This window comes from Pseudomonas sp. JC1203, from assembly GCF_056175065.1.
Window position 1 is genome coordinate 39937 of the sequence record NZ_JBWCAM010000024.1, and the last position, 16108, is coordinate 56044.

A 16108-nucleotide genomic window follows, 5' to 3' on the forward strand; every position below is an offset into this window, starting at 1 on the left:
ACATTGTTTGGCCGAGGTGGGCTTTTTGGGGGCGGGGTCTGGCCCGCGTGTTGTGGGGCCCATAAAAGCTCGCGGGCACGCCAGCTCCCACAAGCGCGGTGTATCAGATGAGTGCCTGCCGCAAACTCGCGATCACCATCTCGCCCATGCGCGTACGCGTCTGCACGGTGGCGCTGGCGCGGTGCGGTTGCAGTACCACGTCTTCGCGGCCCAGCAGCGCCTGGGGCACGTTGGGTTCGTCGACGAACACGTCCAGCCCGGCCCCGGCGATGTGCCCGGCTTCCAGCGCGGCCACAAGGTCCGGCTCGTTCACCAGCTTGCCGCGCGCCACGTTGATCAGGTAGCCGCCGCTGCCCAGGGCCTGCAGCACCTTGGCGTCGATGATGCCTTCGACCTTGTCCGCCGCTGCCGCCACGATCAATGCATCGCTTTGCCGGGCCAGTTCCACCAGGTCGGGCACGAAGGTGTAGGGCACGTCAGGCATGGCCTGCAGGTCGGTGTAGCTGATGGGGCAGCCAAACGCGGTGGCGCGGGTGGCGACGGCGCGCCCTACCCGGCCCAGGCCGACGATACCCACGCGCAGGCCGCTGACCTGGCGCGCCAGGGGCAGCGGCGCCAAGGGCGTGGCACTGGTGGGCCACTGGCCGCTGCGCACGTAGCGGTCGCTGGTGCACAGGCCACGGCAGGCGGCAATCAACAGGCCCATGGCCAGGTCGGCGACGTCCTCGGTCAGCGCGCCTACGGTGGCGCTGACGGTGATGCCATGGTCGCGGGCGTAGGCCAGGTCCACGGCGTCGGTGCCCACGCCATTCACGGCCACCACTTCCAGGTTGGGCAACTGCTCCATCACCTGGCGGGTGATGCCGGTGTGGCCACCGGTGATCACGCCACGGACCTGCCCGCCCACTTCACGCAGGTACGCGGCCTTGTCGGCCTGCTGGTAATAGGGGTGCACGGTGAACAGCGTGGCCAGTTGCTCGCGAATTTCGGGGATGAGGATGGGGCTCAGTTGCAGGATGTGCGGCTTCATGGTGACCTCGAAAACCAAAGGGAACGGCGCGGCTCAGCCACGGCCCACGAACGGCATGTTGGTGGCCATCACCGTCATGTTCAGCACGTTCGCCGACAGCGGCAGCCCGGCGATGTAGCGCACTGCGTCGGCGATGTGCTGCACGTCGACCATGGGCTCCACGGCGATCTCACCGTTGGCCTGGCGCACGCCCTTGGTCATGCGCACCGACAGTTCGGTGAGGGCGTTGCCGATGTCGATCTGGCTGCAGGCGATGTTGAACTCGCGGCCGTCCAGCGCCAGGCTCTTGGTCAGGCCCAGCACCGCGTGCTTGCTGGCGGTGTACGGCGCGCTGAACGGCCGTGGCGCATGGGCCGAGATCGAGCCGTTGTTGATGATGCGGCCGCCCTGGGGCTGCTGGCGGCGCATCAGGCCGAAGGCGCCGCGGCTGCACAGGAACACCCCGGTCAGGTTGGTGTTGATCACGTTCAGCCACTGGTCCACGGCCAGTTCGTCGATGGGCACTGCGGGGGTGTTGACCCCGGCGTTGTTGAAGATCACGTCCAGGCGGCCGTACACCTCTTCCACTGTGGCGAACAGCGCGTCGACGCTGGCCGGGTCACGCACGTCGGTGGGCACTGCCAGCGCCTCGCCGCCTTCGGCACGGGCCTTTTCCACCAGTTCCTGCAGGGGCTCGGCGCGGCGGCCGGCCAGTACCAGGGTGAAGCCGTCGGCCAGCAGGCCCAGGGCCACGGCGCGGCCGATACCGCTGCCGGCGCCGGTTACCAGGGCCACTTTGCGCATTGTTGTTGTCATGTCGCTCACTCCTTGATGAATGGATTAACGGCGTGCGCCCACGCGCACGCTCAGTTCGCCGATGCCGTCGATGCCGGCGCTGATCACATCGCCCGGCTGCAGCGCGGCGACGCCAGGCGGCGTGCCGGTCATGATCAGGTCGCCGGGGCGCAGGGCGATGGACTGCGAGAGGCGGCTGATGATCTCGCTCACCGACCAGATCTGCTGTTCCAGGCTGGAGCGCTGACGCTCCACGCCGTTGACCTGCAGCCACACCGCACCGCGGTCGGGGTGGCCGATGCGGCTCACCGGCACCACCGCGCCGATCGGCGCCGAGCCGTCGAAGGCCTTGGCCGCCTCCCAGGGCTGGCCGGCGGCCTTGGCGGCCATCTGCAGGTCGCGGCGGGTCAGGTCCAACCCTGCAGCGTAGCCCCACACATGCTCCAGGGCGCGGCTTTCAGGAATGTCGCCACCCCCGGTGCCGATGGCCACCACCAGTTCGATCTCGTGACAGAACTCGCGGGTCAGCGGCGGGTACACCAGCTCGCCGCCCGCCTGCACCACGGCGCTGGCCGGCTTCATGAAGAACATCGGCGCCTGGCGCACGGCGTCCTGGGCGTCACCCCAGGGGTAGTTGCGGCCCAGGCAGAACACCCGGTTCACCGGGAAGCGCGCGTCACTGCCCTGCACGTCCAGGGTCACGCCCGCGTCGGGGGCAAATACGAATGGGCTCATGGTTTACCTCGTGGCCTGTGTGTCATAGGCCCACAGCGTACGGCGCCGTGGGCGGTGAAAGTTGGAGAAAACCGTGCCTGTCCTGGAGTAAACCGGGCTTAGCGGGCGCGCAGTTGAATGCGGTACAGGCGCCCCAGCAGCAGCGAGTACGACAGCGTGCCGCACAGCGCCACCGCGCCGATGAACCAGAAGGCGTAGGCGAACGAGCCGGTGGCATGGACGATGCCACCGATGACGATGGGCGTGACGATGCCACCGATATTCGCCGCCAGGCTGGTGATGCCGCCGGTCAGGCCCACCAGTTCCTTGGGCGCGACCTCCGACACCGCCGCCCATGACGCCGAGGCGATGCCCTGGGCGAAGAACGCGGTGGTGAGGATGGCGATGCACACCACGTTCGAGTCGGTGAAGTTCACCAGCACGATGGACATGCCCAGCATCGAGCCCACCACCAGCGGCAGCTTGCGGGCAAACGACATGGAGTAGCCGCGGCGAATCATCCAGTCCGAGACAATCCCGGCCAGCAGGATGCCGACGGTGGCGCCGAGGAACGGCATGACGGCGAAGATGCCGACCTTGATCATGGTCAGGTGGCGCTCTTCGATCAGGTAGGTGGGGAACCAGGTCAGGAAGAAATACAGCGCCGAGGTGCTGGCGAACTTGCCGATGCAGATCGCCCAGATCTGCCGGTAGCTGAGCAGCTCGCCAATCTGCCGCCAGTTGAAGCGGGTGCGCTGGGCGCTGCTTTTCACCAGGCCGCCGCCGTCCTCGATGTACTGCAGTTCCTGGGCGCTGACCTTCTTGCAGGCCAGCGGGTCGCGGTACAGGTACAGCCAGGCCACGCCGAAGGCGATGCCCACAAGGCCGGTGCTGTAGAACACGTGACGCCAGTCATAGGTGGTGGCCAGCCACAGCAGCGCGCCGGTGAACAGCGCCGTGCCCAGGTACTGGCCACACACGTAGATGCTGCTGGCCAGGCCACGCTCGCGGGCCGGGAACCACACTGCCACCGCGCGGCTGTTTGCCGGGAATGCCGGGGCTTCCAGGGCGCCCACCGCCAGGCGCAGGCCGAACAGCGAGGCAAAGCCGCCCGCCAGCCCCTGCCCCACGGTGACTGCCGACCAGGTGATCAGCGACAGGCCGTAGGTGAAGCGCGAACCGAAGCGGTCGGCGACGAAGCCGGCCGGCACCAGCGCCAGCGCGTAGGTCCAGGCGAAGCCGGAGAAAATCAGACCCATCTGGATCTTGTCCAGGCCCAGGTCCTTGGCCATGAACGGCGCGGCGATGGAAATGTTCACCCGGTCCACGTAGTTGATGATGGTGGCGATCAGCAGCAGCGACAGCATGAACCAGCGGCGCCGGGTGGGCAGCCGCGCCGCGCTGGTGCTGTGATCGAAGGTTTCGGCGGGGGCGGTGACCAGGTCGGCATCGACGTTGGGCATCTGCCGGTTGCTGGGGGCCAGGTACTCGTGGGGAGTCGTCTGCATGGTACGAACACCTTCTAATTATTGTTGATAGGTATCGAGTCGGACGCCCCCAAAGTGATCGTACAACCATTGAAAATCAACGGGGCAGTTAGAACGTTTTTGCACAGGAAAAAGGCCTGGCGGTAAAAAGTCCAAAAACAAAAAGCGCTGAAAACAGGCTGGCAATGTGCCTAATTTTCGCTGCCATTACTGATTTAGAGCGGTTATGGCTGGCGATAACCCCAGAGCGGCTTTTGTACTTGGCGAAAAGCACAAAGCTACGCAAAATGCGCTAAGTGATCGTACAATCAAGCAAAACAACACGCCTGACAGCCGCCAGTTGCGGCTGAACAACAGGAGAGACCCTATGCAGTCTTCCGGCCGCGTGCCCACCTTCGGCATGCAGCAACGCAGTGAACGGCTCGACTTCTACATACGCGATGAAAGCGTGCGCAAGGCCGAGACCGCCCCCCACCGCCACGAGTATTTTCAGATACAGGTCAACCTGGGCGGCGACACCGTGCAACACATCGGCAACGTGCAGCGGCCCTTCCCGTCCCGTGCCCTGGCGTTCATCCTGCCGCACCGGGTGCACGTGATCCCGCACCCCGAGCACGCGCACTTCCAGGTCATCAACTTCTCGCAGGCGTTCCTGCTACCGCACCTGAGCTGCGACCCGCTGGACCTGGAGGACGTTTCCATCGCCCTGGCCCCGGAACTGGCGCCGTTTCGCTTCCAGGAGCACCTGGATTTCATCCTCGAACCCGCGCCCTTTGCCCAGGTCCGCGACTTGCTGGCGCACATGCACGCGCTGGACCGCGACCGCCAGTTCGGCATGCGCGAATCGCTAAAGGGCCTGCTGCTGCAGCTCATCGGTAGCGTGTGCAGCCAGTACGCCGAACCGTTGAAGGCACTGGCCAGCGGCAAGGCCGCCCAGGTCAGCCGCCGTGACGCGCTCAAGCGCATGACAGAGTACGTGCGCAAGCACCTGGCCGACCCGGAGCTGGACCTGAAGAAGGTGGCCGCCGCCACCTACCTGTCGCCCCACTACCTGACCCACTGGCTGAAAAAGGAAATTGGCAAAAGCTTCAGCGAGCTGGTGCTGGAGCGGCGCATGCACCTGGCCCGGCACCTGCTGCTGGACAGCCTGAAGCCGGTGGGCGAGGTAGCGCGACTGTGCGGTTTCGCCGACGAGGCCTATTTTTCCCGGCGTTTTCGCCACATCCACGGCCTGCCGCCGGGGCAATACCGGCGCCAGCAGCAGGCCGCTGCTGCGCAGGTCAACTAACCCTATACTGCACGCATCCGCACTCGGCTCAGGGAGAGAACATGCGTGTGATCGTCATCGGCGGGCTGGGCAACTTCGGCGCCCGCATCTGCCGGCGCCTGGCCATGGAGCCGGGCCTGGAATTGATCGCCACCGGCCGCAACCCGGTCAGCGGCGCGGCCTTTTTCGGGCCGATGAGCGCCATCACCACCGCCGCGCTGGACATCGACAGCTCCCACCTGCAGGCGTGCCTGGCCCGCCTGCAGCCACAGCTGGTAATCCACTGCGCCGGCCCCTACCAGGGCCAGGACTACCGCGTGGCGCTGGCTGCCTGCGCGGTAGGCGCGCACTACCTGGACCTGTCCGACGGCCGCGATTTCGTCACCGACTTTCGCGCCAACGTGCACCCCGACGCCAGTGCCGCCGGGGTGCTGGCGGTCAGCGGCGCCAGCACCCTGCCGGGCCTGTCCACCGCCGTGGTCGACCACCTGAGCGCCGGCTGGGCACGCCTGGACAGCGTGCAAGTAGCCATCGCCCCCGGGCAGCAGGCACCGCGCGGCGAAGCGACCATCAAGGCGGTGTTCGGCTACGCCGGGCAGGCGTTCAAGCGCTGGCAGAACGGCCGTTGGGCCACCGTGCATGGCTGGCAGAACCTCCGCCGCTTTACCTTCGCAGACATCGGCCAACGCTGGGGCGCGGCCTGCGATGTGCCCGACCTGGAGCTGTTCCCGGCGCGCTACCCGGGCGTGCGCGAGGTGAGTTTCCATGCAGCGCTGGAACTGCGCGTGCAGCACGTGGGGTTGTGGCTGGTGGCTGCGCTGCGGCGAGTTGGCGTGCCGCTCCCCATTGCGCAGAACGCGGCGTGGTTGAACCGCATGGCCAATGTGTTGCTGGATCGGTTTGGCAGCGATCTGGGCGGTATGCGTGTGCGGCTCAAGGGCGTGGGGGCTGACGGGCGCGCCGTCGAGTGCACGTGGCATTTGACTGCGCCGGATGGCAATGGGCCGGAGATTCCGTGCATGGCCACGGTGTTGCTGGCGGGCAAGCTGGCCCGGGGGCAGCTGCGTCAACGTGGCGCGATGGCTTGCATGGGGTTGTTGACGCTGGATGAGTTTGCGCCGGAGTTTGAGCGGTGGGGGTTTGTGCAGAGGGTGGAGCACGAGGTGACGTGATGTACCTATGTTCTACCTGTGATCTGGCTTGTGACCTGCTTGTGACCTGCTTGTGATCTGGCTTGTGACCTGCTTGTGATCTGGCTTGTGATCTTGATTGTATGCCCCGTAAAGCGCCCGGGCCGACTGGAGGCGTCGATCAACGGGCTGCCCGAAGGGCCGAGGCCGCAGGCCGAAGAGACGGTAGCCCGCAGGCTTCTATAGCGGGTGCCGTCTGCCCGTTGAGCGGCGCCGGAAGGAGGGGACCCGTAGCGCAGCGGAGGGCCCAAGCAGGGGCAAGCGTTTTTTGCTTACTTTTTTTGGCGTCTGAAAAAAAGTGAGTCGGCGTAAGGCCGAAACGGTCAGTGGTCGCACCGCGAAAATGGATATATCCAGAAACGTCAGAAGGAGGATTCGACCATCGTGAACATATCCATTACCAAGGGTGATGCAAAATCACCTTTCCGCCCTTACGGCGGCTCACTTTTTGTCAAACGCCCGGTGTGCCGGCCCAGCCAAAAAGTAACCAAAAAAGGCTTGCCCCTGCTTGGTCCCTACGCTTCGCTACGGGTCCCCTCCCTCCGGCGTCGCCCAAGCGGCCGACGGCCTTGGCGCTTTATGGGGCACACAATCAAGATCAAGGGCCGCACGGGATCAAGATCACGATCAAAAGCCGTGCGCGGGGTACGCGGAGTATGCAGGTTGCGCGCGCATGCGCAGTGTCACCGCGAACCCAACATCCGCAACCACCTCCCCGGTGCCACCCCATACGCCTGCCTGAACAACCGGCTCATATGCGCCTGGTCATGAAACCCCGCCACCACCGCTGCCTCCACCAACGAACGCCCCGCCAACATCGCCCGGCGCACGCCTTCCAACCGCCGTTGCACGCTGTAGCGGTAGGGGCTGGTGCCATACAACGCGCGAAAATCGCGCGACAAGCCCCAGCGGTCGCGCCCGCTGGCGCGCTCAAGGTCGGCCAGGCTGATGGGTTCGCCCAGGTTGGCATGGATGAACTGCCGGGCGCGCTCTGCCGCGACGAAATCCAGGGCGGCACGCGGGCGCTTCTGCCCGGCGGCGGCGGCCAGGGCCTGGGCCACGTCGAACAGGGCGTCGTCCTCGGCCAGCGGGTCGATGGCGCTGTGCATGTCGCCCAGCAGCACCTGGGTGGCGGCGAACAGCCGTGGGTCATTGCTCAGGCCGCCTTCGATGAAGGGCAGCGGGCGGCCGCCCAGCACCTGCTGGATCAGCGCCGGTTCCAGGTAGATCATGCGGTACTGGAACCCCGCATCGGTGCCCGCCTGGCCGTCGTGCACCTCGTCCGGGTGCAGCACCAGGGTGCCGCCCGGCAGGCTGTGGCGCAGGGCCCGGCGGTAGTTGAAGCTCTGCACGCCGGCCAGGGTGCGGCCGATGGCATAGGTGTCGTGCCGGTGCGGGGTGAAACCGTGCCCGGCGAAGCGCGCTTCCAGGCGCTCGAAACGCGTGGGGTGCGCGGCAGGCAGTACCCAATCGGTGGTGGTCATGCTCAGCTTCCTGCGGGTGATTCGCAACACTGCACGATCATACAAGACCCTGCCTTGTACCGCCCGCTAAGGTTCGCCCATCCACCAACAGAGCGATTCCAAGCATGCCAGCACCCATCAATTTCCAGCAGAAATTCCGCCTGTTCAGCGAGCAGTGGCAGCCCAAGGTCATTGCCGAGATGAACGACTACCAGTTCAAGATCGCCCGCCTGCACGGCGAGTTCGTGTGGCACAGCCACGCTGATACCGACGAGGCGTTTATCGTGGTCGAAGGCTGCCTGCGCATCGAACTGCGCGACGGCGCGGTCACCGTCAATGCCGGCGAGATGTACGTGGTACCCAAGGGCGTCGAACACAAACCCTGCGCCGCGGAGGAGGTAAAGCTGCTGTTGATCGAGCCGCGCGGTGTGCTCAACACCGGCGACCAGGGCGGCGACCGCACGGCCAGCAACGACGTGTGGGTATAGCCCGTAGCAGCTGCCGCAGGCTGCGTCCGGCGGCACCGCGTTCCCCCGGGCGACCGCGTTGGGGCGGGACGCAGCCTGCGGCAGCTGCTACGGGGTGAGATTGTGATATTGAGATATATGAATATCTAGTTTACTCTGTTGCTTCTTTATCGCTGAAGTACAGGCTCCCCCCTTGAAAGACTCCGCGCTGTTCCGCCCCGCCACCCTCGGCCCGTTCACCCTGAAAAACAGCATCGTGCTGCCGCCCCTGACCCGCTCGCGCAGCAGCCAGCCGGGCAACGTCGCCAACGCGCTGATGGCCACCTATTACCGCCAGCGCAGCAGCGCCGGCTTTATGGTGACCGAGGGCACGCAGATCGAACCCCGCGGCCAGGGCTATGCCTGGACGCCGGGCATCCACAGCGCCGCGCAGGTGGCTGGGTGGCGTAAGGTGACCGAGGCCGTGCACGCCGAAGGCGGGGTGATTTTCGCCCAGCTGTGGCACGTGGGCCGGGTGTCGCATACCTCGCTACAACCCAACGGTGATGAGCCCGTGGCGCCATCGGCCATTGCCGCGACCGGCGTCAGCGTATTCGTGGAAACTGGCCCGGGCACGGGTGCCCTGTGCCCGCCATCGACACCACGCGCCCTGAGCCGCGAGGAAATTGCCGAGTTGGTGCAGCTGTACGCCAACGCTGCCCAAAATGCCCTGGACGCCGGCTTCGACGGAGTGGAGATCCACTGCGCCAACGGCTACCTGATCAACCAGTTCATCTCCGCCCACAGCAACCAGCGCGACGACGAATACGGCGGCAGCCTGGCCAACCGCCTGCGCTTCCTGCGCGAAGTCACCGAAGCCGTGGCCGCCGTGGTCGGCAAGCAGCGCCTGGGCGTGCGCTTCTCGCCGCTGTTCGAAAGCACCGACGAGGCGCGGGTGTACCTGGGGCTGGTGGAAGAAGACCCGCGTGCCACCTACCTGCAGGCCATCCAGGTGCTGGAAGACATCGGCATCGCCTACCTGTCGCTGGCCGAAGCCGACTGGGACAACGCCCCCGAGCTGCCGGCAGACTTCCGCCAGGTGGTGCGCAACACCTTCAGCGGCGCCATCATCTACGCTGGCAAGTACACCGCCGAGCGCGGCAACCGCGTGCTGGACGCAGGCCTTGCGGACCTGATCGCCTTCGGCCGGCCCTTCATCGCCAACCCCGACCTGCCGCACCGTCTGGCCCACGGCCTGGCGCTGAACCCGGTGGATGCCGCCAGCATGTACGGCGGCACCGAACGTGGCTATATAGACTACCCGGTCCATAGCGAGTAAACCCCTGACGCGCCAGGCACAAGTGTCGTAAAATCACGGGATTACCCGACTGTGTGATTTATGAGCATCGATATCAACGAAGCCCTCAAGGCACTCGACAATCCGACCCGCCTGGCGATTCTTGGCTGGCTGAAAGAGCCGAGCAAGCATTTCCCCGAGCAACAGGTGAACCCCGACGAGGTGGGCGTGTGCGTTAGCATCATCCAGGCGCGCGCCAACCTCTCGCAGTCCACCGTGTCGCTGTACCTGGCGGCGCTGCAGCGCGCGCAGCTGGTGACCTCGCAACGCATCGGGCCGTGGACGTATTACAAACGCCACGAACAGAACATCGAGGCGTTCCAGCAGGCGCTGCGGGCGTTGATCTGAGAACTGTGGGAGCTGGCTTGCCAGCGAGCTGTTGAGGCCCTGAAAGCTCGCCGGCAAGCCGGCTCCCACAAAATCACCGCACCCGATACACCTTCACCAGCACCGCATCCTTCGCCGGCTTGAGGCTAGTCAGGCTGCCCACGTACACCGCCTGGTTCAACCAGCCATAAGGCCCGTCCGGCGCCTGGATATTCACCGTCGAATACGCATAGCGCCCGGCGCCACTGCCATGCACCAGCACCTGGTTGCGCACGGTCAGCACGGCGCCGTCGTCGGTCTGCATCTCGTACAACGCATCCAGCTGCTTGACGCCGTCGGCGCGCAACAACTGACGGTCGGCGCCGCCGGCAAGGATCCTGCCCTTGAGCCCCGCACCGTGGAATTCCCCGCCGGTGATCGGTACCCGGAAGCGCTCGCCCAAAGGCCCCTTGCCGAGGGTTTCGCCAGGGGCGATGTCGATTACTGCCTCGTATACCGGCTCCAGCACCGGCGCGGTGTCGGCGGCGTGGATCAGTGTAGCGGGCAGCAGCAGGCTGAAAGCGAGTAACAGCGGGTGACGGCGCATGAAGGCATCCTTTCGAGTTGTTGTAGTGAAGCGGCTTGACCAATAAAGTAGTTAATAGTATTAACCATATTGCTCATTCCGCCACAACAACAAAAAGGATTTGCTCGTGAAACTACCTTTTGCCCCTACTTTGCTAAGCCTGTGCGTGGTGGCTGGCGCGGCGCTGGCCGACGACGATGGCCAACGCTGCGCGGCGCTCACCAGCACCAGCGCCGATGTCACCATCAGCCTGCACCAGTGGGTGCCCGCCGGCCAATTGCCCCAGGCCAACCCCGGCCGCGCAGCGCTGACCGGCGCCGCCCTGAGCAAGGCTGCCATGCCGGCCCACTGCCTGGTACAGGGCGTGATCGGCGCGCGCACCGGTGCCGACGGCCAGGCCTATGGCAGCCACTTCGAACTGCGCCTGCCCAGCCCCTGGAACGGCCGCTTCCTGTTCCAGGGTGGTGGCGGCATGGACGGCGTGGTCGGCCAGGCCCTGGGCGCCATTCCGTTCCGCGGCGCCAGCGCCCTGCCCGCCCTGGACCGCGGCTACGCGGTGGTCAGCACCGACTCCGGGCACACCGGCAAGGACAACAGCGACTCGCGCTTCGGCGCCGACCAGCAGGCACGCCTGGACTACGCCTATGCGGCCATCGGCAGCGTCACCGCCCAGGCCAAGGCCATGATCCTCGCCTACTACGGCAAGGCCCCCGCCCACAGCGTGTTCATGGGCTGCTCCAACGGCGGCCGCGCAGCGCTGGTGGCCGCCCAGCGCTACCCCACCCAGTTCGACGGTATCATCGCCGGCAACCCCGGCCTGCGCCTGAGCCGCGCCGCCGTGGCCCAGGCCTGGGACACCCAGGCCTTCAGCCGCGTAGCGCCACGCACTGCCGACGGCCAGCCGATCCTGGCCCAGGCCCTGACCCAAGCCGACCAGGACTTGCTGGCCAAGGCCGTGCTCGCCCGCTGCGACGCCCTGGACGGGCTCAAGGACGGCAGCATCGATGCCATGAGCCACTGCCACTTCGACCCCGCCGTGCTTACCTGCAAGGCCGGCCAGGCCAGCGGCTGCCTCAGCCAGGCCAAGGTCGAGGCCCTGCACGCGGTGTTCAACGGCGCCCATGACAGCCACGGCCAGGCCTTGTACAGCGACTGGCCATGGGACGCCGGCATCGCCTCCGATGGCTGGCGCGTGTGGAAACTGGGGCAGTCCACCACCGGCAAGGCCGACGCCCGCAACGCCACCCTCACCCCAGGCTCGCTGGGGCTGTATTTCATGACCCCGCCGCAGGCCAACCTCGACCTGGCCCGTTTCAATTTCGACCAGGCAATCGAAACCACGGCGCAGACGGCCACGATCAACGACGCGGTAGCCACCCAGTATTCCAGTTTCACCCAGCGCGGCGGCAAGCTGCTGGTGGTGCAGGGCAACAGCGACCCGGTATTTTCCGCCAATGACCTGCGTCGCTACTGGGCGCGCCTGACCACCGACAACGGCGGCCGCCAGCAGACCGAGCAATGGGCGCGGCTGTTCCTGGTGCCAGGCATGACCCACTGCGGCGACGGCCCGGCGCTGGACGACTTCGACCCGCTGACGGCGATGGAAACCTGGCAGGACAAGCAGCAGCCACCGGCGCAACTGCTGGCCCGCGGCAGCGCGTTCCCCGGGCGCACGCGGCCGCTGTGCGCCTACCCGCAGGAGGCGCATTACCAGGGCCAGGGGGATGTGTTTGCTTGCCAGGAGCCTTGATTGAGTGGGACGCGGCCTTTGGCCGCTGCTACAGGGGCGTAGCAGCGGCCGAAGGCCGCGTCTGCATTCAAAACAACTTGATCGGATAGCCCACCGTGAACCGCGTCTCGTCCAGGCTGCTCTGGAACGTCGACCGCAGGCTGTACAGGCTCAACGACAGGCTCAAATCCTTCCACTGCCCCGACTGAATCACGTAGCGCACGTTGAAATCGCGCTCCCACTCATGCCCGTCCACCGCATTGCTGCGCTGCACGCCCCAGCCGTGCACGTACTTGGCGCCTGCCACCAACCCCGGCACGCCGCTGGCGGCGAAGTCATAGTCGTAGCGCAACTGCCATGAGCGCTCGTGGGCATAGCCGAAGATGTTGTTGACGTGGTTGGTCATCACCGTGGGGCTGTCCTGCAGGCCTACGAAGTCATCCTTGCCGAACAGCTTCTGCAGCCCCAACAGGAAGGTATGGCCGCTCTGCCGCCAGCTGAGCCCGGCGTAGGCGGCGCGGTTGTCGAGGTCGCCAGCCTTGGCCGCACCCTGCTCGGTGCTCACGTACAGGCCGGTGTCCAGGCGCAGAATGCCGGTGCCCATCGGCTGGTCGTAGGTGAAGCGGTAAAGGTCCTGGGCGTAGATATCCTTCAACTCGGCATGCCAGTAGGCTAGCTGCAGGCGCCCGTCCACCAGGCGGAATTCGCCGCCCAGGTAATCGAAATAGTCGCCATCGATACTGCTGCCGTGCATGTGCAGCTTTTCCTGGTTGGTGGAATCGCGGTTGCTGAAGCTGTCCAGGCGGCCGCCATACAGCGTCGCCCATTTCACCGGGTCGGACACCAGCGTGGCGCCCACGTAGGTCTGTGGCAGCAGGCGCGCGTCGTTGGTGCGCACCACCGGCAGGCTGGGCATCTGCTCGCCTACTTTCACCAGGGTGTTGAAACCCTTGAACTTCACCGCTCCGCCCAGCCGCCCGTACTCGGCGGGCGCGCCGCTGGCGGTTTTGGGCAACAGCCCGGAGCCGGCGGTGCCGGGGCCGCTGTCGAGGCGTACCCCCCATTTTCCAATCATCTCGACGCCAACGCCGACCACGCCTGGGGTGAACCCCGACGTGCCTTGCAGGATAAAGCCCTGGGCCCACTCCTGGCGCTTGTTCTGGGTGGCGTCACTGTTCTTGAAATTGCCCTGGTAAAAGGCATTGCGAGTGTTGAGGGTGGCGGTGGCATCGTCGAAGAAACCTTCGGCCTGCACCCAGGCGGCCTGGGCCAGGCAGCCGGCACCAAGGGTGACGGCCAGGGTAGAGACGCGACGCGGCCTGCGCGGCATGAAAGGCTGTGCCATGGGCAATCTGACTCCGTTTATTGTTTTTGTCGGAACACGTGCCGATATCCTTCGGCACACCCGGAGTATGACCAACAGGATAATATTATTAACCATTAAGAACATTAACTGTTCGATCATCGCCCGCTATGTGTTCGGCGCCTGCGAAACGGGCTGGTACACTGCCTCATCGTTTTTGCCCAAGGACCGCCATGATCCACATCCGCCCCATGACCGACGCCGATTTCGACGCGTTCTGGCCCACCTTCCAGGCCGTGGCCGCCGCCCAGGAGACCTACGCCTACGACCCCGCGGTAACCGCCGAGCAAGCCCGCCAGCTGTGGCTGGGCCTGCCGCTGCACACCCTGGTGGCCGAGGAAGACGGCGTGCTGCTGGGCAGCTACTACCTCAAGGCCAACGCCGCCGGGCCCGGCAGCCACGTCTGCAACTGCGGCTACATGGTGACCGAGGCCGCCCGCGGCCGTGGCGTGGCGCGCCTGATGTGCGAACACTCCCAGCGCCTGGCCCGCGACAGCGGCTTCCAGGCCATGCAGTTCAATTCGGTGGTGGCCAGCAACGAAGTGGCCGTGGCGCTGTGGACCAAACTGGGCTTCGACACCGTGGGGCGCCTGCCCAAGGCCTACTGCCATGCCCGCCTGGGGCTGGTGGATTGCCTGGTGATGTACAAGTGGCTGGCGCCGCAAAACCCCCAGGCCATGCTGATCGGCCGCAAGAACATCGAGTCGGTGGTGTCGCGCCCACGGCGCAAACCGTCGGCCCGGTAAAAGCACAAATTTGATAATCCACGGCATTGATGCCACTCTCGGGTTATCCGGTTTTTTCCATCATCGTCATCCGGTTCAAGAGGAGGCTTTCTTCTGTCGTGCAGCAGTTCCGGCCAGTGCCAGGCCGGATTCACAACGTTTGAATGAAGCCAGCCGCAGGTTGGCTCCATTGCTCTCAAGGAATGTGCAATGACTCAACAACGACACGTAATCAATGCATCCGTCAGCCCCAAGGGCAGCCTGGAAACCTTGTCACAACGCGAAGTGCAGCAACTGAGCGAAGCCGGTTCCGGCAGCATCTATGCCCTGTTCCGCCAGTGCGCCCTGGCCATCCTCAACACCGGCGCGCATATCGACAACGCCAAGACCATCCTCGATGCCTACCAGGACTTCGAAGTGCGCATTCACCAGCAGGACCGCGGTGTGCGCCTGGAACTGCTGAATGCCCCCGCCGACGCCTTCGTCGACGGCGAGATGATCGCCAGCACCCGGGAAATGCTGTTCAGTGCCCTGCGCGACATCGTCTACACCGAGAACGAGCTGGACAGCACGCGCATCGACCTCACCAACTCGCAAGGCATCACCGACTACGTTTTCCACCTGCTGCGCAACGCCCGCACCCTGCGCGCCGGCGTCGAACCGAAGATGGTGGTGTGCTGGGGCGGCCACTCCATCAACAGCGACGAATACAAGTACACCAAGAAGGTCGGCCACGAGCTGGGCCTGCGCAAACTCGACATCTGCACCGGCTGCGGCCCGGGCGTGATGAAAGGCCCGATGAAGGGCGCCACCATCGCCCATGCCAAGCAGCGCATGAGCGGCGGCCGCTACCTGGGCCTCACCGAGCCGGGCATCATCGCCGCCGAGGCGCCGAACCCCATCGTCAACGAGCTGGTGATCCTGCCCGACATCGAGAAGCGCCTGGAAGCCTTTGTGCGCGTGGGCCACGGCATCATCATTTTCCCGGGCGGCGCCGGCACGGCCGAGGAGTTCCTCTACCTGTTGGGCATCCTGATGCACCCGGACAACGCCGGCCTGCCCTTCCCCGTGGTACTCACCGGGCCGAAAAGCGCGGCGCCGTACCTGGAGCAGCTGCACGCCTTCGTCGGCGCCACCCTGGGCGAGGCCGCCCAGCGCCACTACCAGATCATCATCGACGACCCGGCCGAAGTGGCGCGGCAGATGACCCAGGGCCTGAAGGACGTGAAGCTGTTCCGCCGCGAGCGCAACGACGCCTTCCACTTCAACTGGCTGCTGAAGATAGAGGAAGGTTTCCAGCGCCCCTTCGACCCCACCCACGCGAACATGGCCAGCCTGCAGCTGAGCCGCGCCTTGCCACCCCACGAACTGGCGGCCAACCTGCGCCGGGCGTTCTCCGGCATCGTCGCCGGCAACGTCAAGGACAAGGGCATACGCCTGATCGAGCAGCACGGCCCGTACGAGATCCACGGTGACGCGGCCATCATGCAACCGCTGGACAAGCTGCTGAACGCCTTCGTCGAACAGCACCGCATGAAGCTGCCTGGCGGCGCGGCGTATGTGCCGTGTTATCGGGTGGTGCAGTAAGTTTCGGACGCGGCCTGGGGCCGCTGCTACAGGTGCAGGCGCGGCCCCCGGCCGGGGCGCCCCCCCCCACCAAATACCACGCTA

General features: G+C 65.7%; 15 protein-coding genes. 8 read left to right on the plus strand and 7 right to left on the minus strand.

Features of this window, described 5'->3' with window-relative positions:
• Positions 1–103: 103 nt before the first annotated feature.
• The 4 genes from AC0SZ7_RS27675 to AC0SZ7_RS27690 form a co-directional block, all read right to left on the minus strand.
• On the minus strand, positions 104–1030 hold the full coding sequence (locus AC0SZ7_RS27675) for a 2-hydroxyacid dehydrogenase (RefSeq protein ID WP_475507355.1): 927 nt from the start codon (positions 1028–1030) through the stop codon (positions 104–106).
• 33 nt (positions 1031–1063) lie between these two features.
• Positions 1064–1825 (minus strand): SDR family oxidoreductase, encoded by a 762-nt coding sequence (locus AC0SZ7_RS27680; RefSeq protein WP_475507356.1) that lies wholly within the window; start codon positions 1823–1825, stop codon positions 1064–1066.
• A 24-nt stretch (positions 1826–1849) separates the two neighbouring features.
• Entirely contained in the window at positions 1850–2539 is a 690-nt protein-coding gene (locus AC0SZ7_RS27685) for a fumarylacetoacetate hydrolase family protein (RefSeq protein ID WP_475507357.1), read from the minus strand.
• Positions 2540–2637: 98 nt separating this feature from the next.
• Positions 2638–3885, minus strand: a complete 1248-nt coding sequence (locus tag AC0SZ7_RS27690) for an MFS transporter (protein WP_475507422.1) — start codon at positions 3883–3885, stop codon at positions 2638–2640.
• Positions 3886–4372: 487 nt separating this feature from the next.
• On the opposite strand from AC0SZ7_RS27690, the gene AC0SZ7_RS27695 reads away from it, so the two are divergent.
• Both AC0SZ7_RS27695 and AC0SZ7_RS27700 read left to right on the plus strand, forming a co-directional pair.
• Positions 4373–5293: a helix-turn-helix transcriptional regulator gene (locus AC0SZ7_RS27695; RefSeq protein WP_475507358.1), complete on the plus strand. Its 921-nt coding sequence runs from the start codon at positions 4373–4375 to the stop codon at positions 5291–5293.
• 41 nt (positions 5294–5334) lie between these two features.
• A complete protein-coding gene (locus AC0SZ7_RS27700; RefSeq protein WP_475507359.1) occupies positions 5335–6444 on the plus strand; it encodes a saccharopine dehydrogenase family protein in 1110 nt (369 codons plus the stop codon).
• A gap of 701 nt (positions 6445–7145) precedes the next feature.
• Here the strand turns inward: AC0SZ7_RS27700 and AC0SZ7_RS27705 are convergent.
• Positions 7146–7946, minus strand: coding sequence for an AraC family transcriptional regulator (locus AC0SZ7_RS27705; RefSeq protein WP_475507360.1), 801 nt, complete (start codon positions 7944–7946; stop codon positions 7146–7148).
• Positions 7947–8050: 104 nt separating this feature from the next.
• Between AC0SZ7_RS27705 and AC0SZ7_RS27710 the strand changes: the two genes are divergently transcribed.
• The 3 genes from AC0SZ7_RS27710 to AC0SZ7_RS27720 all read left to right on the plus strand — a co-directional run bounded on the left by AC0SZ7_RS27710 (position 8051) and on the right by AC0SZ7_RS27720 (position 10076).
• A complete protein-coding gene (locus tag AC0SZ7_RS27710) occupies positions 8051–8413 on the plus strand; it encodes a cupin domain-containing protein (RefSeq protein WP_475507361.1) in 363 nt (120 codons plus the stop codon).
• Between the two features lie 172 nt (positions 8414–8585).
• Positions 8586–9710, plus strand: coding sequence for an alkene reductase (locus AC0SZ7_RS27715; RefSeq protein ID WP_475507362.1), 1125 nt, complete (start codon positions 8586–8588; stop codon positions 9708–9710).
• Positions 9711–9770: 60 nt separating this feature from the next.
• Positions 9771–10076, plus strand: a complete 306-nt coding sequence (locus AC0SZ7_RS27720) for an ArsR/SmtB family transcription factor (protein ID WP_416424907.1) — start codon at positions 9771–9773, stop codon at positions 10074–10076.
• A 73-nt stretch (positions 10077–10149) separates the two neighbouring features.
• On the opposite strand, the gene AC0SZ7_RS27725 is transcribed toward AC0SZ7_RS27720, so the two are convergent.
• A complete protein-coding gene (locus AC0SZ7_RS27725) occupies positions 10150–10641 on the minus strand; it encodes a DUF3237 domain-containing protein (protein WP_475507363.1) in 492 nt (163 codons plus the stop codon).
• Positions 10642–10747: 106 nt separating this feature from the next.
• Between AC0SZ7_RS27725 and AC0SZ7_RS27730 the strand changes: the two genes are divergently transcribed.
• On the plus strand, positions 10748–12370 hold the full coding sequence (locus tag AC0SZ7_RS27730; protein WP_475507364.1) for a tannase/feruloyl esterase family alpha/beta hydrolase: 1623 nt from the start codon (positions 10748–10750) through the stop codon (positions 12368–12370).
• A 67-nt stretch (positions 12371–12437) separates the two neighbouring features.
• Here the strand turns inward: AC0SZ7_RS27730 and AC0SZ7_RS27735 are convergent, their stop codons facing one another.
• Positions 12438–13694, minus strand: coding sequence for an OprD family outer membrane porin (locus AC0SZ7_RS27735; protein ID WP_475507365.1), 1257 nt, complete (start codon positions 13692–13694; stop codon positions 12438–12440).
• A gap of 191 nt (positions 13695–13885) precedes the next feature.
• Between AC0SZ7_RS27735 and AC0SZ7_RS27740 the strand changes: the two genes are divergently transcribed.
• Positions 13886–14458 carry an N-acetyltransferase family protein gene (locus AC0SZ7_RS27740; protein WP_475507366.1) on the plus strand — a complete coding sequence of 191 codons (573 nt, stop codon included), beginning with the start codon at positions 13886–13888 and terminating at the stop codon, positions 14456–14458.
• A 189-nt stretch (positions 14459–14647) separates the two neighbouring features.
• Positions 14648–16024 carry a nucleotide 5'-monophosphate nucleosidase PpnN gene (ppnN, locus tag AC0SZ7_RS27745; protein ID WP_475507367.1) on the plus strand — a complete coding sequence of 459 codons (1377 nt, stop codon included), beginning with the start codon at positions 14648–14650 and terminating at the stop codon, positions 16022–16024.
• The last annotated feature ends 84 nt before the right edge of the window (positions 16025–16108 follow it).